Origin of the sequence: Fontivita pretiosa (genome assembly GCF_050410795.1) — a bacterium.
GTDB classification, from domain to species: domain Bacteria; phylum Planctomycetota; class Phycisphaerae; order Tepidisphaerales; family Tepidisphaeraceae; genus Fontivita; species Fontivita pretiosa.
In genome coordinates this window covers 981141-1002565 of record NZ_CP191258.1, presented here as the reverse complement: position 1 = coordinate 1002565, position 21425 = coordinate 981141, and the positions used below count along the sequence as shown (strand labels likewise).

Here is a 21425-nt window from a genome sequence, read left to right as displayed (position 1 = left end):
GTTTTCGATGAGCGAATCGACGCCGGCCATCGTCGTTGAGAATCTGAGCAAGCGATACCGCATCTCGCACGGCGTGGCGGCGTACCGCACGCTGCGCGAAAGCCTGAGCAACCTGGCGATGTCGCCGCTGCGGCGGCTGAGTCGGCTGCGTAGCGGCGGCGGGGACGGACAGGTGGAGGATTTCTGGGCGCTGAAGGATCTGAGTCTGCGGATTGAACCTGGCGAAGTGGTGGGGGTGATCGGTCGCAACGGCGCGGGCAAGAGCACGCTGCTGAAGATTCTCTCGCGGATTACCCGACCGACCACGGGCCGGGCGATTCTCAATGGCCGGGTCGGCAGCCTGCTGGAGGTGGGCACCGGGTTTCATCCGGAGCTGAGCGGGCGGGAGAACATCTACCTCAATGGGGCGATTCTGGGCATGTCGCGTCGCGAGATCGCCGCCAAGTTCGACCAGATCGTTCAGTTCGCGGAGATCGAGCAGTTTCTGGATACGCCGGTCAAACGCTATTCCAGCGGGATGTATGTTCGGCTGGCGTTTGCGGTGGCGGCGCATCTGGAGCCGGAGATTCTGCTGGTGGACGAAGTGCTGGCGGTCGGTGATGCATCGTTTCAGCGCAAGTGCCTTGGGAAGATGAGCCAGGTCTCGCGACAGGGGCGCACAATTCTGTTCGTCAGCCACAACATGGGCGCGATTACCCGGCTGTGCCGTCGGGCGGTGTGGCTGGATGGCGGACGATTGCGTCAGAGCGGCGACGCGGAGACGGTTGTCGCCAGTTACCTGCGCAGCGGCGCCGAGCAGGCCGGGGAAGTAACGTTCCATGACAACGGGCAGAAGGCGCCGGGTTCGGAGTACATTCGTCTGGAGGCGATCCGCGTTCGCGGCAGCGACGGGGTGGTGACGCCGACGCTGGACGTACGCCGGCCGTTCACGCTCGAAGTGCAGTATCGAATCCTGCGGCGGACGAGCAATCTCCGTGTGGGTGTGCGGCTGATGGCGCACGACGGCACCGTGTTGCTGAGCTCGACGGACATGGATCAGAGCGAGGAGCTGGTGCGTGAGCCGGGCGTGTATGTCAGCCGCTGCACCGTGCCGGGGGAGCTTTTGAATTACGGGCAGTATTTCGTGTCGGTTGGATGCGACTTCCCGATGGTTCGCACGCACTTTGCGGTGGATCAGGGATTGGCATTTCAGATCGAGCAGACCGGCGGGGCGGGGGGACACATCAGCGACGGTCGCGGGGGGCTGCTGAGAATGAGCCTGCCCTGGACGGTGCAGAGGATCGAGTCATGATGCAGGCGGATCAGGCCGGGGCGTATGTTTCGCCGGGGTATCGGCTCGCGCGGGCGATCTGGCGGCGAAGTGGCGCGAGGCTGGTGGCGGCATGTGGGCGCGGCTGGCGGGTGGTGCGGAATGCGGCGATGTGGGCGGTGGGGCGGGCGGATTACCGCAGATGGACTTCGCCTCAGGGCCTGGCCGTCTGGTGGGATGAGCGGACCGAGCTGCTGGCGAGGCTGATTCCCGCCGGCTCGCGCGTGATCGAATTCGGCGCCGGTCGGCGGACGCTGGAGCGGCTGCTGATCGCCGGTTGCACGTATATTCCGTCGGATCTGGTGGATCGCGGTCCGGGCACGATCGTCTGCGATTTGAATCATCGCCCGTTGCCGGACCTTAAGCCATGCTCGCCTCAAGTAGCAGTGTTCGGAGGCGTTCTGGAGTACATCCGGGACGTGGCCGGTGTGGCGAGGTGGCTGTCGGAGCAGGACGTGCGGCAGTGCGTGGCGTCGTTCGATCCGGCGCCTGCCGAGGGCGGTCTGATGGCACGCCTGCGCGAGCTGCTGCGACGCAGGTACTTCGGGTACATGAACAACCTGACCGCCGAGCAGTTCGAGCGGGCGTTCGCCGCCGCGGGCTTTGAAGTCGTGGCTCGTCAGACCTGGACGCGGCAGATCATTTACCACTTCCAGCGGAGCGGTCGAAGCTGATGCGAATCGTCGTGCCCTTCGGCTTTTACGGCAGCGGGAACATCGGAGACGAGGCGACGCTCCAGGGCTTTGCGGCGCTGCTGCAGTGGATGGGGGAGAGCGCGCAGGCGTCGGTGGCCAGCCGCAATCCCTCGCACACCGCGCGTGTGGAGCCGGCGTTCGGGTACTTCCGCACCGTCGGTCATGACCCGCGGCGGTGGCTGGCCAAGCTCAGGGCCGATGCGCACGCGATTGTCGGCGGCACCCCGATCATGGATGTACTGGGTGACTGGCCACTGTGCGAGCTGACTCCGCTGGTGCAATCTGTGGATCGGTGGAAAGTGCCGCTTGGGTTCGTCGGCATCGGGACCGAGACGCTGCGAAGTCCGCAGTCGGTACGGATCGTCAGGCACGAGATCGTGCCGCGAGCGCGATGCTGGAGCGTGCGCAGCGAGCATGACCGCGAGAGACTGATCGAATACGGCGCCTCGCCCGAGGCGATCATGGTGGCGGCTGATCTGGCGTGGCTGATCGACCCGTCGGCTGCTCATTTCGGACGGGGGCAGCTCCGGGAGTGGGGGATCGATGCCGCCGATTCCCGCCGGCTGATCGGGGTCAACCTGGTAAACGAGAACCACGTTTTCGATCAGCAGCCGCGGATCGCGCAGCAGATCGCCGTCGCCCTGGACGCGATCGTCGAGAAGCACGAGGCGCGTGTGCTGTTTTTGGCCAACGAGATTCGGGATGAGGAGGTCTTCGATCTATCGGCGGCGCGCCGGGTGATGTGCCGGATGAGCCGCGCGGATCGCGCGGCAATTGCTCCGGCGGTGTACTTCTCGCCGCGGCAGATGATGTCGATTATCGCCTGCTGCGACCTGACGATCAGCATGCGGTACCACTTCTGCCTGTTCAGCGCGATTCAGGGTGTGCCGTTTGTAGCGATCAAGCGGTCGGACAAGGTGGCGGATCTGTGCTGGGATCTGGATTGGGCGCTGAGCGTGCTTCCGGCGGAGCTCGAGGCGGATATTCTTGTGGCACAGTTATCGCGTGCGCTTGGGGAGCCTGATGAGACTGAGCTGCTGAGTGAGCTGAAGTGTCGCGTGGAGTCGATGCGGCGGCGAGCGCGGCACAACCAGTGGGCGATACGGCTGCTGAGCGCGCGTGGCGGGGTAGTGGCGGCGTCGCGGCGGCCAGAGGTCTGCGTTCCAGACTGATACGGGCGGTTGAGCATGCCTGAGCACGGCTACCAGGCCATCCGAGTCGCGATCGAGATCAACGTTCTGCCGGGCGTTGCGGGCGGAATCGTGCAATCGACCGTGGGATTGGTGCGCTCGCTGGGGCAGCTCGACGGCCCGGAGCGATACCTGCTGATCGCCGAACGCAACGAGCAGCGTGACTGGATCCAACCGTATTGCGGAGCGAATCAGCAGGTTCGGACCCGGGCCGAGCTTCGCAGAGGGGCAAGCCCCTGGGCGCAGACCAATGGGCAGGCCCATCGCAATGGGAGCCAGCCATTGTCGATGAGGCTGAGGCGGGCGTTGAAGCCGACGGTGCAGATGATTCGTCGCGTGGTTGGTCGGCTCACGCCGCAGTCCGCGTGGCCGAGCGTGCCGGTGTCGGACGGGCTGTATGAGAGTCTGGGGTGCGACGTGCTGCACTTTCCCACGCAGTCGTTCACGCTCTGCGCCCTGCCGACGATCTACAATCCGCACGATTTGCAGCACCTGCATTACCCGCAGTTTTTCAGTCCTGTGGATCTGGCGCTGCGCGAGACGATCTATCGAACGGCCTGTGAGCTGGCGAATACGGTGGTGGTCGGCTCGGAATGGATCAAGCAGGACGTTGTGCGGCACTATCGTCTGGACCCGCAGAAAGTGCAGATCATTCCCTGGGCGCCGCCGACGGAGTTTTATCCGCCGCTGGAGCCCGAGCGGCTGGAACAAGCCAGACGGCGACTGTCGCTGCCGCAGACGTACATGCTCTACCCTGCGGTGACCTGGCCGCACAAGAATCATCTTCGCCTGCTGGAGGCGATCGCGGAGCTGCGCGATCGCCGGGGGATGGTGGTGAACCTGGTATGCACGGGGTCGAAGTATCCGTTCCACTGGCCGAAGATCGAGCAGCGGGTGCGCGAGCTGCGGCTGGAGCCGCAGGTGAGATTCCTGGGGTTCGTGTCGGAAGAGGATCTTCGGGCGGTGTATCGGCTGGCGCAATTCCTGATCCTGCCGACGCTGTTCGAGGCGGACAGTTGCCCGATCCACGAGGCGTGGAAGGAAGGGCTTGCTGTCGCCAGTGCCGACATCACGGCGTTGCCGGATCAGGTCGGCGATGCCGGGCTGCTGTTTGACCCCAGGAGCGTCTCGGCGATCGCCGACGCGATCGCGCGAATGAGCACCGATGCGGAGCTTCGCCGGCAACTTATCGAGCGCGGCCATCGGCGTGTGAGGGACTTTGACTGGGAGCGCACGGCCAGGGCATACCGGGCTGTTTACCGTCGCGCCGCGGGGCTGACGCTGAACGACGAAGACCGCTGGCTGCTGGAATGGGACTGGATGCGTTATCCGAATCGATCGCCCGCTTCTGCGGCGCCGCAGACCGAGCGGCTATCAAGCAACACGTCAGCCGCGCTGGCGAATATCGCAAATGAGTGATTCCAATCCGACCAACCAGCGTTTCATCCCCGTGGCCGCGCCGACACTGGGCGGCAACGAGCAGAAGTACGTGCTGGATTGCCTGGAGACGAAGTGGATCTCCTCAACCGGGCAGTACATCGAGCGGTTCGAGCAGGCCTTTGCGGAGTTCTGTGGTGTGAGGCACGCGATCACCTGCTGCAACGGGACGGTCTCGCTGCACCTGGCACTGCTGGCGCTGGGGGTGGAGCCGGAGGATGAAGTGATCGTGCCGACGCTGACGTTCGTCGCCAGCGCCAACGCCGTGGTCTACTGCGGCGCAAGGCCGGTCTTTGTGGATGTGGATCCGCAGACCTGGACGATCGATCCCGGGCAGATCGAAGCGATGATCACTCCGCGGACGCGGGGGATCATCGCAGTGCATCTGGCGGGCCATCCGGCGGAGATGGAGGCGATCCAGAGGATCGCGGCCAGGCACAACCTGTGGGTGCTGGAGGACGCCGCCCAGGCGCACGGCGCCCAGGTGAATGGCCGGCGAGTCGGGTCGATCGGTCACATCGGCTCGTTCAGCTTCTTCGGCAACAAGATCATCTCGACGGGCGAAGGGGGGATGGTCACGACCAACGACGATGCGATGGCGCGGAAGATCCGGCTGCTGAAGAATCACGGCATGGATCCGCAGCGGCGCTACTGGCATCCGGTGGTGGGATACAACTACCGGATGACCAACGTCCAGGCTGCGATCGGACTGGCGCAGATCGAGCGGATCGACTGGCAGCTTCAGCGGCGGCGGGAGGTCGTGTCGTGGTATCGCCAGGAACTGGATGGCATGGAAGGGATCACCTGGCAGCAGGAGAAGCCCTGGGCGCGGCACGTGTGGTGGATGTTCACGGCGGTGCTGGGCGAACAGTTGGACACGTCGCGCGACGCGGTGATGTCGCAGCTTCAGCAGCAAGGCATCGAGACCCGCAGGGTGGTGTACCCGATGCATCAGCTCCCGCCTTATCAGCAGGCCGCCGCGGGACGGGCGTTTCCGGTGGCAGAGCGGCTGGCGGCGCGCGGGCTGAACCTGCCGACGTTCGCGACATTGACTCGCCAGGATGTGCAACGGATCTGCCGTAGTCTGCTGGAGTGTGTCGGGAAGGGCGCGCCAAACAACGTGGCGGCGGAAGCATGAGCGAGTTGTCGGAGGTGACGGCGGCGATTCTGGCCGGAGGGTTGGGCACGCGGCTGCGCAGCGTGGTGTCTGACAGGCCCAAGGTTCTGGCCGAGGTGAGCGGCCGGCCATTCATCGAGTATCTGCTGGATCAGCTTGTTCTGGAGGGTGTGCGTCGCGCGGTGCTGCTGTGCGGGTTTATGGGCGAGCAGGTGCAGCAGCGGCTGGGCAGCTCGTATCACGGCAAGATCGCGCTGGAGTATTCACAGGAGCCGCAGCCGATGGGCACCGCCGGAGCGCTTCGGCTGGCGCTGAGCAGGCTGGACCTGAGCGATCCGGTGCTGGTGCTGAACGGAGATTCGTACTGCGACGCGCGGCTGGACGCGTTTGCGGTCTGGCACGCCGCGCGAGAGTCGGCGGCGACGATCCTGCTGACTGAAGTGACGGACACACGGCGCTACGGCCGGGTGCAGGTGGACGACGATGGCCGTGTGCTGCGATTCATGGAGAAGGCGCAGACCGAGGGTCCGGGATGGGTAAATGGCGGGATCTACCTGTTGCGGCGTGAGCTGATTGCGCAGATTCCGGCGGGTCAGGCGATGTCGCTGGAGCGGCAGGTTTTCCCGAGCTGGATCGGCAAGGGATTGCACGGTTTTCGCAGCGAGGGGCGGCTGTGGGACATCGGTGTGCCGGAAGCCTACGCACGTGCCAATGCCGAGTTTGTGGCGAGCATCTCCCGATAGGATTACCAACCCGATGAACAGGCCGCGATACGTGCTGCTGGACCGTGATGGGACGATCATCGTCGAGCGGAATTACCTGTCCGATCCTGATCAGGTGGAGCTGCTGCCCGGAGCGGCCGAGGGGCTGGCGCGGCTGTCGGCGATGGGGATGGGACTGGTTGTGGTCACGAATCAGTCGGGAGTCGGGCGCGGATACTTCGATGAAGGGCGGCTGGAACAGATCCACCGGCGAATGTGCCAGTTGCTGGCGGGGCACGGCGTGTTCCTGGACGGCATCTACGTCTGTCCACACAGGCCGGAGGATCAGTGCCATTGTCGCAAGCCGCGCCCCGGGCTTGTGCAGACGGCGGCGATGGAGCTGGGGTTCGTGCCCAGCCACAGCTTCATGATCGGCGACAAGCCGTGCGATGTGGATCTTGGTCGGGCGATCGGGGCCAGGAGCATTCTGGTGCGCAGCGGCTACGGAGCGGCGTATGCGGTGTCGGAACTGGCCCGCCCGGATCACGTCGTGGACGACCTTGCCGCAGCCGCCACGCTCATCGAGACGCTGCTCAAGCCCGCGGCGCGTGCGGCGGCAGCCAACCGGGGATTACCACTATGATCATTGCCCGAACGCCATTTCGCATATCGTTTCTGGGTGGCGGCACGGATTATCCGGCGTGGTATCGCAAACACGGCGGGGCGGTTCTGGCGACCACGATCGACAAATACGGCTACATCACCTGCCGCTACCTGCCGCCGTTCCACGAGCATCGCATCTCGATCGTCTACTCGAAGATGGAATGCTGCAACCGGATCGAGGAGATCAAGCATCCGGCGGCGCGCGAAGTGCTGCGATACCTGAAGGTAGATCGCGGAGTGGAGATTCATCACGATGCCGACCTGCCGGCACGAAGCGGCATGGGCTCCAGCTCGGCGTTTACCGTTGGACTGCTGCACGCGGTGCATGCGCTTCAGGGACGGATGGTCGGCAAGCAGCAACTGGCCGCCGAGAGCATCCACCTGGAACAGGAAGTGCTTAAGGAGGCGGTGGGATCGCAGGACCAGGTGCAGGCGGCGTACGGGGGATTGAATCACGTGCTGTTCCACACCAATGGCGAGATCTCGGTGCGACCGGTGACCATCTCACCGCAGCGGATGAGCGAGTTCAATTCGCACCTGATGCTCTTTTACACGGGGATCAAGCGTACGGCGGCGAACATCGCAGAGACGTACCTGAACGGCATCGAGGACCGCAAAAGGCAATTGCGGATCATGAAGGATCTTGTGGACGAGGGGTTGAATGTACTGAACGGGGGGCAGGACCTTCGGTGCTTCGGAGAGCTGCTGCACGAGGCGTGGCAGACCAAGCGCAGCTTAAGCGCGACGGTCTCCAACAACGAGGTGGACACGCTTTACCACCGCGCCCGCGCCGCCGGCGCCATCGGCGGCAAGCTCACCGGCGCCGGGGGCGGTGGATTCCTGCTGCTGTTCGTCGAGCCGCGCAGGCAGGATGACGTCCGCGCCGAACTGACCGAGCTGATCCACGTGCCGTTCAAGTTCGAGTTCTCCGGCAGCCAGATCATCTATTACGAACCCGATCAGGATTACTCGGCGGTCGAGCAGTCGCGGGCTTCGCAGACGATCAGGCCATTTCGCGAACTGGAAGTGAATCGGGTGGAATGAGCCTGAAATTCCGGGTTGGAAAGGAAATCTGAGGTGAAGATTCTTGTAACCGGCGGGGCGGGGTACATCGGGTCGGTGCTGGTGCCGGGACTGCTTGCCGATGGGCACGATGTCACCGTCGTGGACAACTTCATGTACGGGCAGACGTCGCTGCTGGACTGCACCGTCGATCCGAAGCTGACGATCGTGCGCGGGGACGCGAGGGATCGGGGGTTGATGTCGGGGCTGGCGGCGCAGGCGGACGCGGTGCTTCCGCTGGCGTGCCTGACCGGCGCGCCGGCGTGCGACAGGGATCCGTTCGCGGCGCAGACCGTCAACTACGATGCGGTCCGCATGCTTGCCGATATGCTCAGCCCGCGGCAGATGCTCGTGTTCCCCTCGACCAACAGCGGCTACGGGATCGGCCAGGCCAGTATCGAGTGTGACGAGGACACCCCGCTGCGACCGATCTCGCTGTACGGGCGGCTGAAGGTTGAGCTGGAGAAGTACCTGCTGGACCGCGGCAACTGCGTGACGTTCCGCTTCGCGACGTTGTTCGGCACCAGTCCGCGAATGCGCCTGGATCTGCTGGTCAACGATTTCACGTATCGCGCGGTGGTCGATCGGTTCGTCGTGCTCTTCGAGCCGCACTTCAAGCGCAATTATCTGCACGTCCGCGACGGCGCACGCGCGTTCAGACATGCCCTGGACCACTACGAGCAGATGAAGGGCCGGCCATACAACGTTGGCCTGAGCGATGCCAACATCAGCAAGTGGGAGCTGTGCCAGGTGATCCAGAAATACATTCCATCGTTCACGTATCTTGTGGCGGAGGTGGGCAAGGATCCTGATCAGCGGAATTACGTGGTAAGCAATCGCCGGATCGAGTCCACTGGATATCGCACGACAATCGGGCTGGATGCGGGTGTTGCGGAGCTGATCCGGGGATACCAGATCATCCGGCGTAACCAGTACACGAACGCCTAGGCGGCAGCGAAGGACCGCCAAGGGCATTCACAGGTCACGGTTGCTATTCATCACAAGAGCTGGCATCAGGCTGGCTCATTCACACATCGATTGGAGGTCCAGATGGCGTCGCAAGGAAATCTTGGCGGTGCAGGTCGCATCGCCGCAGGGTCGGATTGCACTCGGCGCCGCAGGGCCGGGCGTGGTGGGGCCATGATGTCGGGCGTCAGAGCAGCATCGCGCGTGGAAACGCTGGAGTCGCGGCTGCTGTTGGCGGTGGGTCTGGTGGCAGCGTACGGATTCGAGGAAGGCGCCGGGGCAACGACGACGGCTGATGTGTCGGGAAACAACAACACCGGCGCGGTCAACGGCGCCACCTGGACCACCAGCGGGCGCTTCGGCAATGCGCTGAGCTTCAACGGCACTTCAAATTACGTGACGGTGAATGATGCGGCGTCCCTGGACCTGAGCACCGGCATGACGCTGGAGGCGTGGGTTTTCCCGACGGCGACAACGGGTGTGCGGGATGTGATCATCAAGGAAGGCAGCAATGTGGACATCTACAACCTGTACGCGCGAAACTGGCGCGGCGCGCCGGAAGCCAACGTATTCGTCGGAGGCATCAACCGCACGGCGGAGGGACCGACGTTGTCGGCGAACGTGTGGACGCACCTGGCGGGCACGTACGACGGTGTGACGCTTCGGCTGTACATCAACGGTGCCGAGGCCGCCGCCCTGGCGGTGGCCGGGTCGATCCCCGCCTCCACCGGGGCGCTGCGGATCGGGGGTAACAGCATCTGGGGGGAATTCTTCCAGGGGATCATTGACGAAGTACGGATCTACAACCGCGCGCTGGCGCCGTCGGAGATCCAGCAGGATATGAACAGTCCGGTCAGCCAGGGCGGATCGGACACCACTTCGCCCGCGATCACCGCCGTCACGCCGCGCAACGGGGCGGCCAACGTGGCTCTGACGACGAACATCACGGTGACGTTCAACGAGCCGATGGACCCGGCGAGCATCACCAGCAGCACGATCGTCCTGCGCGACCCGAATGCAAACGTGGTGTCGGCCAGCGTCACATACAATGCAGCGACCCGTGTTGCGACGCTGGATCCGCAGAACAATCTGACGTCGTTCCCCAACGCCTACTACACGGCGCAGGTCAAGGGCGGCGTCGCGGGAGTGAAGGACATATCGGGCAATCCGCTGTCGGCGGATCTGACCTGGGCGTTCACGACCGGCACGCCACAATTCCAGGACAATATCGTGTTCAGCGGGCTGATCGAGCCCACAACGCTTCGCTTCTCGCCGGATGGGCGCGTGTTCGTGGCGGAAAAGCGCGGGGTGATCAAGGTTTTCGACAGCCTGAGCGACACCACGCCGACCATCTTCGCCGACCTGCGAACCAACGTGCACAATTTCTGGGATCGCGGGTTGCTGGGGATGACGCTGGCGCCGAATTTCCCGACCGATCCGTATGTGTATGTGCTGTATACGTACGATGGAGACATCGGCGGGCCGGCGCCCAAGTACGGGCAGCCCAACACCGACAGCGATCCCGGCCCCAATGCGACGACAACCGGCGCGCTGGTCAGTGGGCGGCTTTCGCGGCTGCGCGCCGACGGAAATGTGATGGTCGGACCGGAACAGGTGCTGGTGCACGACTGGTTCCAGCAGTTCCCCAGTCACTCGATTGGGACGGTGATATTCGGCCCGGACGGAGCGCTGTACGCAGGCGGCGGGGACGGGGCGAGCTTCAACTACGCGGACTACGGCCAGACGGGCAATCCGGGAAACGATCCGCCCAACGAAGGCGGGGCACTGCGCAGTCTGGATCTTCGCACGCCGGGCGATCCGACGAGCCTGGATGGATCGATCATTCGGGTGGATCCGGCGACGGGCGCGCCGCTGCCGGACAATCCGCTGTTCAACACCGGCAACGACACCAACGCCCGGCGGATCATCGCCTACGGCATGCGCAATCCCTTCCGCTTCGCATTCCGCCCGGGCACCAGCGAAATCTGGGTTGGCGATGTGGGGTGGTCAACGTGGGAGGAGATCAATCGCATTCGCGTGCCCAACGATTCGACGGTGGAGAACTTTGGCTGGCCGGCGTACGAGGGGCCGGGGCGTCAGGGAGGCTACGATGCATTGAACCTGCCACTGATCGAGAACCTGTACAACAATGCCGGCGCCGAGACCCAGCCGTTTTACGCCTACAACCACAACGAACAGGTTGTGCCCGGCGCCAACGAACCGACGGGCGGATCGGCGGTCGCGGGGCTGGCGTTTTACACGGGCGGCAGTTACCCGCTGGCGTACAACGGGGCGCTGTTCTTCTGCGATGAGGCGCGCGACCGGATCTATGTGATGTACGCCGGACCCAGCGGCGAGCCTGACCCCGCCAACCGCGCGATTCTGCCGGCCGTCAACAGCCCGGTGGAACTTCAGATCGGTCCGGGCGGCGACGTGTTCTACGTGAATCTGGCGGACGGGCTGGTTCGCCGGATTCAATACGCCGGCGCGACGCAGACCAATCGCCCGCCGAATGCCGTCATTCAGGCCAATCCCACCAGCGGTCCGGCGCCGCTGACGGTGCAGTTCAGCGCCGCCGGCTCCAGCGATCCGGACCCGGGCGACACGATCAGTTTCGCCTGGGATCTGGACAATGACGGGCAGTTCGACGATGCCACGACGGCGACGACCAGTTACACATTCACGACCGGCGGGAACAAGACGGTTCGTCTGCGTGTCACCGACAGCCGCGGCGCGTTTTCCGACGCCTCGACGATCATCGCGGTGAACAACCAGCCGCCGCAGGCGTTCATCGATGCGCCGCTGTCTTCGCTGATGTACGTGACCGGACAGACGATCAACTTCTCGGGCCATGGCAGTGACCCCGACGATGGGACTCTGCCGGCATCGGCGTTGACTTGGACGCTGATTCAGCATCACAACACTCACACGCACACGGTTCAGAGCTACGCGGGAGTGGCCAGCGGTTCGTTCATTGTTCCCGATCACGAGTATCCGTCGTTTTTGGAACTGAGTTTGACGGTCACCGATTCCGGCGGTTTGCAGGCCACCACCAGCGTGCAGCTTCAGCCGCAGACGGTGGTGCTGAACTTCCTCACCTCGCCGCCGGGATTGCAACTGGCCGTCGGGTCCGAGCAGGGGACCAGTCCGTTTGGGCGGACGGTGATCGTGGGCTCCAGCAACACGATCTCAGCGATTTCGCCGCAGGTGCTGAATGGCACGACGTATTTCTTTTCGAGCTGGTCGGACGGGGGTGCGGCGACGCACACGGTCGTGGCGCCGTCGAGCACGACCACGTACACTGCGAACTTCGTAACGGTTTCCGGTCCGGTGCTGGCGTTCAATTTCGAGGAGGGCAGCGGCGGCACCGTACTGGACCGCTCGGGCAACGGCAACAACGGCACGATCAGCGGCGCCAGCCGCACCACTTCCGGTCGGTACGGAAGCGGCGTGTCGTTCACCTCCAACGGACAGATGATCACGGTGCTGGATTCCGGCTCGCTGGACCTGACCACGGGCATGACGCTGGAAGCCTGGGTGTACTCGACGGTGGCCAATGGAGTGCGCGACGTGATCATCAAGGAAGGAGCGGGGGTGGACGTATACAACCTTTACTGGCGGAACTGGCGTGGTCGGCCGGAGGGCAATGTGCTGGTCGGCGGGGTGAACCAGACCGCCGAGGGGACCTCACTGCCTCGCAACGCCTGGCAGCATCTGGCCACGACCTACGATGGGGCGGTGCTGCGGCTATACGTCAACGGCTCGCAGGTGGGCAGCCTGCCGATGAGCGGTCCGATCGCTACTTCCGACGGCGCCCTGCGGATCGGCGGCAACACGCTCTGGGGCGAGTGGTTCCGCGGGCGGATCGATGAGGTGCGGATCTACAGTCGCGCGCTGTCGGCGGCGGAGATTCAGACGGACATGAACACACCGATCGCCTCCGGTTCGCCGCTGCTACCCAACTTGCCTGGACCTAAGGCGCTGGCGGGTACGGCGCTGCCGCCACTGCCCGACAGCTACAGCATCTTCAGCGAGTCGCGGATTCGGTCTTCCGACATGATCGAAGAGATGTCGGAACTGACCGGGCTGATCTGAAGTGCAGCAGAACTATTGCGATCCCATATGACACAGTGGGTTAAACAAATTTGGTGTGGGTAACGGCAATGTGAGGCACAAGTCCGCTGAATGTGCCGCTGATCTTCCTTGCATGATCCGGCCAAGTTCGATAATATTAAGTCCAGTGGGTGCATATTGGAACGGGGTGCAGTAATGCGCGCAATCTTTGCCAGTGTTGGAGTTATGGTCTGGTGCTGCGCGCCCGGACCGGTTCTCGCTGACAGCGTACCTTTGGCGGTCAACACGGCTTCTTCGATCACCTCGGGCACCACTCAAACTGGATTGAACCTGCCTGGTACATCCGGCGACGTGAGCTTCTCTGCCTTGGCCAGCCAGTTGGGAGTGCTTGGCGATGCCGCGGGCGGCGGAAGTTCAAGCTCTGACACCTCCAATGCTCTGAGCGATGTGACGGTTGGATTCGGCGTCAGCGGTTCTTCCAATGATGCAAACGCCTGGTCATCGGGTGATCTGTTGACCCCATCCGATTCGTATGTGGCGTTTGCCTCAGGCGGCGGTGGACAGACGGGCGGCAATGCAGATCGCCCGCGGTTCGTTGATCCGCTGTCATCGCAGTCCCGGGACGCAACGGTTGCTGATCTGCCGCTGGACAGCCTTGGGAGTCTGCCGAACACCACCTTGCCGACGGTCGTGCCACTGCCGATGTCGATCTGGGGCAGTGCCAGCCTGCTGGCGGCGTTGGTGGTCTATCGTCAGCTTCGTCGCCGACTGCTTGCGTGAATCGTGTTCAAGCTCTTCATTCTCCGCGCGTTCATGGCGGCGCGACGGGGAAGCCATAGCGTCTGATGTTGCTGCGGGGATCGCATTTTTCAAGTATGCCCGCCGCCAGCACCGGAAAGGGAGCACTTGCGGACCAACATCTCAAACTCGCGTAAGCGGGCACTGACCTGTGCCGCGGTGCTGGCGTCAGCGATTCTGCATGGTGCAGGCGATGACGCGCGCCGCGGCGCGCTGGCGGCGGACTACACCTGGGACGGCGGTGGGGGCGCCGACACGAGCTGGACCAGCGGCGTCAACTGGGTTGGGAACGTCAGCCCCGCCACTGGTCTGGGCGATACCGTCTTCTTCGGCACTGGCGGCTCGACTGCGAACCTGGCGGCCACCAGCCAGACCGTCGGCACGATCGTCTTTAATCGCACCGCCAGTTTCACGATCACCGCCACCACCGGCAGCCTGACCATCGGCTCGCGCATCAGTGTCACGACCAACAACAGTTTCACGATCTCGGCCGGTGTGATTCTTGGGGGCAACAACGTCTGGGATGTGGCCAACGGGACGCTCACGATCGCCGCGCCAGTCTCCGGGGCATTTTCGCTGGAGAAGGCCGGGGGGGGATTGCTGGTGATCAACGCCGCCAGCACATACTCGGGGGCCACGACGATCAGCGGCGGCACGCTGGCGACCGGTGTGCTGGGCAACTACAACCTGGCCAGCGGGATCGGCAGCCACGCCAGCAACGATGCGGCCAACCTGTTGCTCAACGGCGGCACGCTGCGGTGGACGGGTCTTGCCGCCACCAGCACCGATCGGAACTTCACGCTGGGCGGAGGCGGCGGCGGGCTGGATGCCTCCGGCGCGGCTGGGGCAACGATCTCCTTCAACGGCACGATGACCGCCAGCGGCGCCGGCAACCGCACGTTCAGCCTCAGTGGCAGCAACATCGGCGATAACACGCTCAGCAGCGCGATCGTGGACGCAGGTGTCGGCAGCGTCACCAGCCTGCTCAAGTCCGGCGCCGGCAAATGGGTGTTGTCCGGGGCCAGCAGCTACGGCGGCACGACCAGCATCAGCGGCGGCACGCTGGCGCTTTCCGGAGGAGCCAATCGCCTGCCGACCGGCACCGCAGTCACCCTCTCCAGCGGCACCGCGGCACTGGACCTGGGCGGAAACAACCAGACGATCGCTTCGCTCAGTGGCAGTGGCGGCACGCTGGCGCTGGGCGCCGGGAACCTGACCGTCGGCGACGCCAATACCACCAGCTTCGCGGGCGTGATCACCGGCAGCGGGGGAATCATCAAGCAGGGCAGCGGCACACTGGTGCTGTCGAACGTCGGCAACACCTACAGCGGTGCCACCGTCATCAACGAAGGCGCGATCGAAGTCAATGCCATCGATGATTCCGGCGGCAGCGGCATCGGGAATGCGGGTAATGCGCTGACTCTGGATGGTGGAACGCTGCGGTATGTCAGCACGGTTGCGGGGCTGACCAGCCGCGCCTACACCGTTGGTCCTGCCGGTGGAACGATTGATTCCTCCTCGGCGGCCGTTGGCGACCCGTTGACGCTCAGCGGCGCGATGACCGCCAGCGGCACTGGAGATCGGACGCTCACGCTCCAGGGCACCAATATCGGCAACAACACGCTCAGCGGCGCGATTCCCAATCCGGTCTCAGGCGTCACCAGTATTCTCAAGAAAGGATCGGGGCGGTGGATCATCTCCGGCGCAGCAAAGACCTACACCGGCACGACAACCATCGAGGCCGGCACACTGCTGCTGAACGCCAGCAACATCATCCCTGATGGCAACCTGATCATCATCAACAGCCCGACAGGCGGTTTTGAGTTAATCAACCAGACCGAGACGGTCGGCGGGATCACGCTGCATAATGGGCTGCTGGGCGGTGGAACGCTGCTGCTGAGCAGCGGCAGCTTCGACGTGCGCGCCGGCACGCTGGCGATCAACCTTGCCGGAACCGCCGGCCTGAGCAAAACGACTGGCGGGCTGGTCACGTCGCTGTCCAACAGCAGCTACAGTGGTCCGACCCTGATCAGTGGCGGCACGCTCTCGGTCGCGACACTGGCCAATTCCAATGCCCTCAGCGGCATCGGAAGCGTCGCGTCCAACCTCAACAGCAACCTGGTGCTCGATGGGGGCGTGCTGCGACATCACGGCTCCAGCGCGGCATCGTCCAACCGGAACTTCACGCTCGGTCCCGGCGGCGGGGGGTTCGATTCCTCCGGTGGCGGGCTGAGCCTCAGCGGCACGATGAGCGTCCCGGCGACCAGCGGCAGCCAGACTCTCAGCCTCAGCGGCAGCGGCGTCGGCACGTTCGCGGGGCTCATTCTCGACGGCGCTTCGCCGAACATTACTCACGTTCATAAGCTGGGAACCGGAACCTGGATTCTCACCGCCGCCAACACCTATACCGGCACGACGACGATCGGCGGTGGCACGCTCCAGATCGGCGGGACAAGCGGCGCGCCCGGCGGCGGCGAGATCGTCAATAACGCCAATCTCGTGTTCAACCGCACTGGCACGTTGACGGTTACCAACGTCATCTCCGGCACGGGCAATGTCCACCAGGCGGGCAGTGGGGTCACCATCCTCTCCGCCAATAACTCGTATTCTGGGATCACGACAATCACGGGCGGCGTGCTGGAGGTCAGCAGCAGCAACAGTGCGTCTGGCTCGGGATTTTTGCCGCTGGGCACGGCCACAGATCCGACAAGTCTCGTGCTCAATGCGGGCACGCTGCGATACAACTACACGGGGATGGCGGGAACGGGCGCCGCGCACGACGCCGGGCAGGTGGGCCGCCGCTTCACGCTGGGCACTGGCGGCGGGACGATCGAGGTCTCCGGCAATGGTCCGTTGAACCTGTACAACAATGCACCGCTGACCTTCAGCGGCAGCGGCAGCCGCACGCTGACGCTCAGCGGTTCGTTCGCCGACCCAGCCGAGGGAACCAACTTCTACGCGGCACTGGGTGCGATCATCGGCAATCCCACGGGCGGGGTGACGTCGATCGTGAAAAATGGCAGTGGCGAATGGGTGCTGTTCGGTCAGAACACGTACGGCGGTTCGACAACCATCAACGCCGGAACCCTGCTGCTGGCACACGCCAATGTCGCAGACAATTCCACGACGACGCTGCTGAACGTGCTGCCGGCGACGACCGAGGTCACGTTGAGCGGCACGGGCCGACTGGAGCTTTACACCGGAGATGACGGGCCGTTCATAGGCGGCGGCCCGCACGTGTACGAGCCGCTGTCGCAGACCATCGCGTCGCTGAGCGGGCCTTCGACAAGTTTTGTCACGCTCAATGGCGGGACGTTGATCGTCAACCGTGTCAGCGGCACCGCGACGTATTCAGGCACCATCGACGAAAACGCTGACGGAGGCAGCACGCTGTATCAGATCGGCGGGAACTTCGGCAAGAGCGGCGCGGGCACGCTGGTGCTGACGGGAACCAACAACAGCTATACCGGAGTCACGTTCATCACCGGCGGCACGCTGTCGGTGCAGAGCCTGGCCAATGGAGGCGTCAACAGCAGCATCGGTGCGGCGTCAAGCGATGCCAGCAAGCTGGTGCTGGACGGCGGAACCCTGCGCTACGCCGGCGCCGCGACCTCGACCGATCGGCTGTTCAACCTGGGCAGCGGTGGGGGGACACTGGTGTCGGCGGGCAGCGGAGCGATGCAGTGGACCAATCCCGGGCCAATCGGGTTCAACGCTCAGGTCGGTCCCCGCACGCTCACCCTGCGAGGCACGAACACGGGCAACAACACGCTGGCTGCGGTGATCGGCGATGGCGGCGGCCCCACAAGCCTGGTTAAGTCCGATGCCGGCACGTGGATTCTACTTGCCGATAATACCTACAGCGGCGCCACGACGATCGTCGCCGGCACGCTCCAGTTCGGCGCCGGCGGCACCAACGGCTCGCCGGGAACCGGCAGCATCAGCAACGACGGCAACTTCGTCCTGAATCGCAGCAGCACGCTAAGCATCGGTAATCTGATCAGCGGCACGGGGGATCTGTACCACCAGGGCGGCGGAACCCTGGTCCTGGCAAATCCGGCCAACAGCTACACGGGAGCAACCAGCATCAGCGGCGGCGGGGTGCTGGAGATCAGCAAGCTGTCCAACGTCGGCCTGCCCAGCAGCATCGGCGCCGGCACGAGCGGCCAGTCGGCGCTTGTCATCGGCGGCACGCTTCGCTACACGGGCAGCGGGGATTCGACGAATCGACTGTTTACGCTGGATGGCTCCAACTCGATCATCGATGCATCCGGCTCGGGGCCGATCAGTTTCACCAGCGTCGGCGCGCTGGCGCCCGCCACAGGCGCGAATCGCACGCTGACGCTGACCGGATCCAACACAGGCAACAACACGCTGTCAGCCTCGATACCTGAGGTGACCGGCGGAGATGTGAGCCTGGTCAAAACCGGCGCCGGCAAATGGGTGCTCAACAACGCCAGCAGCACTTATGCGGGCACGACGACGGTCGTTTCCGGCACGCTGGCGATGGGCGGCAGCAGCGTGCTTTCGCCCAGCGGGGCTCTGATAGTCGATGGCCCGACGGCGGTGCTGGATATGCAGATGTTCATCGACACGCAGACGGGCGTGACGGTGAACAACGGCGGGCGAATCACCGGCATCAGTGGCGCGGCCCTGACCAGCACCAGCGCCTTCGATTTGCGAAATGGAACAGTTGATGTGCCGCTGCTTGGCGCGGTTGGGTTGAACAAAACTACTGGCGGCACCGTGCTGCTCAGCAGCGCCGCCAGCGGCTACAGCGGCGTGACGACGATCAGCAACGGCGTGCTGGAAGTCAAGAAGCTGTCAAACTTCAACGCCCTCAGCAGCATTGGAAGCGTGGCGACCAACGCCTCGACGAACCTGGTGCTCAATGGCGGGACGTTGAAATACACCGGCGCGGGCGACACGACCAATCGGCTGTTCAGCGTGGGCACGTCCGGCGGGACGATCGACGCTTCGGCGGCTTCCGGCAGCGTCCACTTCAACAACACCAGCGCGATGGGATTCAACGCCCAGAGCGGCGCTCGCACGCTGACGCTCACCGGCACGAGCAAGGCAAACAATACGCTCTCACTGGTGATTGGCGATAACGGGGGCAGCACCTCACTGATCAAAAGCGGGACCGGGCGCTGGATTCTCACGGCGGCCAACAGCTACTCCGGCACGACCACCGTGCAGCAGGGCTCGCTGCTGATCAACGGAGCGCACAGCGGCGGCGGGGCCGTTTCGGTCGAAAGCGGCGGAGTGCTCGGCGGCACAGGATCGGTTGCGGGGAACGTCACGGTCCAGTCCGGCGGCAAGCTGGCGCCGGGCGCGAGCATCGGTACGTTCTCCGGCGCCGGCGATTTCACCCTCGCCGCCGGCGCGATCTTCGACGTCGAGTTCGGTCCGACCAGCGGCGATTCGGATCTGCTCCAGCTCACCGGTGCGGGCAAGACGCTGTCGGTCGGGGGCGCGTTGCTGCGGTTGCTGCCGGTCAATTTCAGTCCGCCGGATCAGACCAACCTGAGCCTGACGTACACCATCGCCATCGCCACGGGCGCCGGCGGGACGGTCAACAGCTCGCCGTTTGCCAATATCGTCCTCATCGCAGGCAATCAGTACTCCTACAGCCATGACGGAGTGAGCGCGACGATCACGTTCAACAGCAGCAGCATCAGTGTTCACGTGTCGGCGGTTCCCGAGCCGTCGGGGCTGATGCTGATGCTGGCGGCGGGAGGGACGCTCCTTCGCCGCCGACCGCGGCTGATGCGCACCTGATCGCGCATCTGATCTCAGAACGCAACATGGAGGATCCGCCGGACCGTACACGCCGGCGGATCTTCTTTTTTGCCTGGCATGTACGCCACATGGGTACAGCACTCTGTCGGGGGGGCGATGGATGGCTATCGGTCGCGTCGTTTGACAATTGCACCGCCAACTGCGCTGATGCTGCGAGCGTTGCAGGTGTTTTACGGAGGAGATTCTCAAATGAACCGAAAGACTGGGTGTGTGTGGATTCTGGTTGCGGCGGGATTGACGGGCTGGGTGATTGGACAGTTGAGAGCGGCGCAGCCGGCGCCGGCGACTACTGCTTCGGCCGTGGTGGATGCGCGACTGCCGGCGCCGCTGTATGAGGCCAGCGCGGCCGTGCATGACGCCATGGTGGGCTATGCGGCGGTGATGATCCAGGACATGGAGATCGGCCCGACGGAATGCAAGATCAATGGCGCGATTCGGCCCGAAGTGCCGGGCGATCCGGAGAAGCTGATTCGCTTCAACGTGCTGCTGAAGCCTTCGGGCAATGACGCCAGCTTGCTGACGATCGAGCCGGCCGCCGGAGCACACGCCAGCCAGATCCTCAATCGGACATTGAACGAGCTGGGCATTGAAGCGGGAGGCCAGCCCGGCAAGCCGCGCCGGCCGCAGTTCACCTATGTCAGCCCCGAGCCGTCCACGCCCGAGCAGCCGATGCTGAGCAGCGACAACGCGTGGCGCGTACTCGAGGGGCACAACGGGTCGGTCATGTCGGTGGCGTTCTCTCCCGACGGACGCTCGATGGCCAGCACCAGCCGCGATGCGACCGTGGCGATCTGGACGGTGGACAGTTTCGAGCTGAGCCGACGGCTGACGGGTCATGTGGGATCGGTCTATTGCGCCAGGTATTCGCCGGACGGCAAGCTGCTGGCGACTTGCGGGGACGACCTGGCGATCTGGCTGTGGAGCGTGCCCGATTACCAGCTTGTGCGAAAGATCGAGCGGGCGCACGTGATGTCGGTGCGCAGCGTCTCGTTTTCTCCTGACGGCTCGACGCTGGCCAGTTGCAGCATGGACATGACGGTGAAGCTCTGGGATGTGTCCAGCGGCCGGCTCAGCAGGACAATGAGCGGTCACATCGGCGCGCTCAAGGCGGTCAGTTTCTCGCCGGATGGAAAGCAGCTCATGAGTGCCGGACAGGAGCGAGGTGTTCGAGTCTGGGATGCGGCCAGCGGCCAGCTCGTGCGTGAGATGATCAGCCCCGAGCCGACGCACGAGGCGGCTGCGTGGTCGCCCGACGGGCGGTGGATCGTTGCCAACGGCACCTTCGGGCCAGTGGTGATCTGGGAAGCGGCGACGGGTCGGCTTTGGCGGCGGATTTCCGATCACAATGTCGAGGGCGATTCGATCGCCTTTTCACCGGACGGCGCGTTGCTGGCCGCCGGGCACAAGGACCAGACCATCGATCTGCGGCGGACGACCGACTGGCGGCTTGTCGCGCGGCTGGTCGCCGACAGAGGGCGCATCGAGTCGCTGGCGCTCACACCGGACGGACGTATCCTGGCCGCGGGCGGCGGAGGAAACGACACCAAACTCCGGGTGTGGAACCTCGCGGAGCTGGGCGTCGAAGCCGCCAGCAAGCGGGCCGAACCATGA

13 protein-coding genes are annotated in these 21425 nt (G+C 64.4%); all 13 read left to right on the top strand.

Annotated elements, in window-relative coordinates:
• Positions 1–7: 7 nt before the first annotated feature.
• The 13 genes from ACQS5P_RS03950 (at position 8) to ACQS5P_RS03890 (ending at position 21425) form a co-directional block, all read left to right on the top strand.
• Positions 8–1291 (top strand): ABC transporter ATP-binding protein, encoded by a 1284-nt coding sequence (locus ACQS5P_RS03950; protein WP_428939606.1) that lies wholly within the window; start codon positions 8–10, stop codon positions 1289–1291.
• Positions 1288–1983, top strand: coding sequence for a methyltransferase domain-containing protein (locus ACQS5P_RS03945; protein ID WP_428939605.1), 696 nt, complete (start codon positions 1288–1290; stop codon positions 1981–1983). The genes ACQS5P_RS03950 and ACQS5P_RS03945 overlap by 4 nt, the downstream gene beginning before the upstream one ends.
• The gene (locus ACQS5P_RS03940) at positions 1983–3176 is read left to right on the top strand and encodes a polysaccharide pyruvyl transferase family protein (protein ID WP_428939604.1); all 1194 of its coding nucleotides are present in this window, start codon (positions 1983–1985) and stop codon (positions 3174–3176) included. Before ACQS5P_RS03945 ends, ACQS5P_RS03940 begins: the two co-directional genes overlap by 1 nt.
• A gap of 15 nt (positions 3177–3191) precedes the next feature.
• Complete coding sequence (locus ACQS5P_RS03935; RefSeq protein WP_428939603.1) at positions 3192–4613, top strand: glycosyltransferase family 4 protein; 1422 nt, start codon at positions 3192–3194, stop codon at positions 4611–4613.
• On the top strand, positions 4606–5769 hold the full coding sequence (locus tag ACQS5P_RS03930; protein ID WP_428939602.1) for a DegT/DnrJ/EryC1/StrS family aminotransferase: 1164 nt from the start codon (positions 4606–4608) through the stop codon (positions 5767–5769). The genes ACQS5P_RS03935 and ACQS5P_RS03930 overlap by 8 nt, the downstream gene beginning before the upstream one ends.
• Complete coding sequence (locus ACQS5P_RS03925) at positions 5766–6491, top strand: nucleotidyltransferase family protein (protein WP_428939601.1); 726 nt, start codon at positions 5766–5768, stop codon at positions 6489–6491. Before ACQS5P_RS03930 ends, ACQS5P_RS03925 begins: the two co-directional genes overlap by 4 nt.
• A 13-nt stretch (positions 6492–6504) precedes the next feature.
• The gene (locus ACQS5P_RS03920) at positions 6505–7092 is read left to right on the top strand and encodes a D-glycero-alpha-D-manno-heptose-1,7-bisphosphate 7-phosphatase (RefSeq protein ID WP_428939600.1); all 588 of its coding nucleotides are present in this window, start codon (positions 6505–6507) and stop codon (positions 7090–7092) included.
• On the top strand, positions 7089–8156 hold the full coding sequence (locus ACQS5P_RS03915) for a kinase (RefSeq protein ID WP_428939599.1): 1068 nt from the start codon (positions 7089–7091) through the stop codon (positions 8154–8156). The genes ACQS5P_RS03920 and ACQS5P_RS03915 overlap by 4 nt, the downstream gene beginning before the upstream one ends.
• A 33-nt stretch (positions 8157–8189) precedes the next feature.
• A complete protein-coding gene (locus ACQS5P_RS03910; RefSeq protein ID WP_428939598.1) occupies positions 8190–9122 on the top strand; it encodes an NAD-dependent epimerase/dehydratase family protein in 933 nt (310 codons plus the stop codon).
• A 222-nt stretch (positions 9123–9344) separates the two neighbouring features.
• On the top strand, positions 9345–13235 hold the full coding sequence (locus tag ACQS5P_RS03905; RefSeq protein ID WP_428939597.1) for a LamG-like jellyroll fold domain-containing protein: 3891 nt from the start codon (positions 9345–9347) through the stop codon (positions 13233–13235).
• Between the two features lie 108 nt (positions 13236–13343).
• On the top strand, positions 13344–13994 hold the full coding sequence (locus ACQS5P_RS03900; RefSeq protein ID WP_428939596.1) for a hypothetical protein: 651 nt from the start codon (positions 13344–13346) through the stop codon (positions 13992–13994).
• Between the two features lie 126 nt (positions 13995–14120).
• On the top strand, positions 14121–19793 hold the full coding sequence (locus ACQS5P_RS03895) for a beta strand repeat-containing protein (RefSeq protein ID WP_428939595.1): 5673 nt from the start codon (positions 14121–14123) through the stop codon (positions 19791–19793).
• A 210-nt stretch (positions 19794–20003) separates the two neighbouring features.
• Positions 20004–21425, top strand: coding sequence for a WD40 repeat domain-containing protein (locus tag ACQS5P_RS03890; RefSeq protein ID WP_428939594.1), 1422 nt, complete (start codon positions 20004–20006; stop codon positions 21423–21425).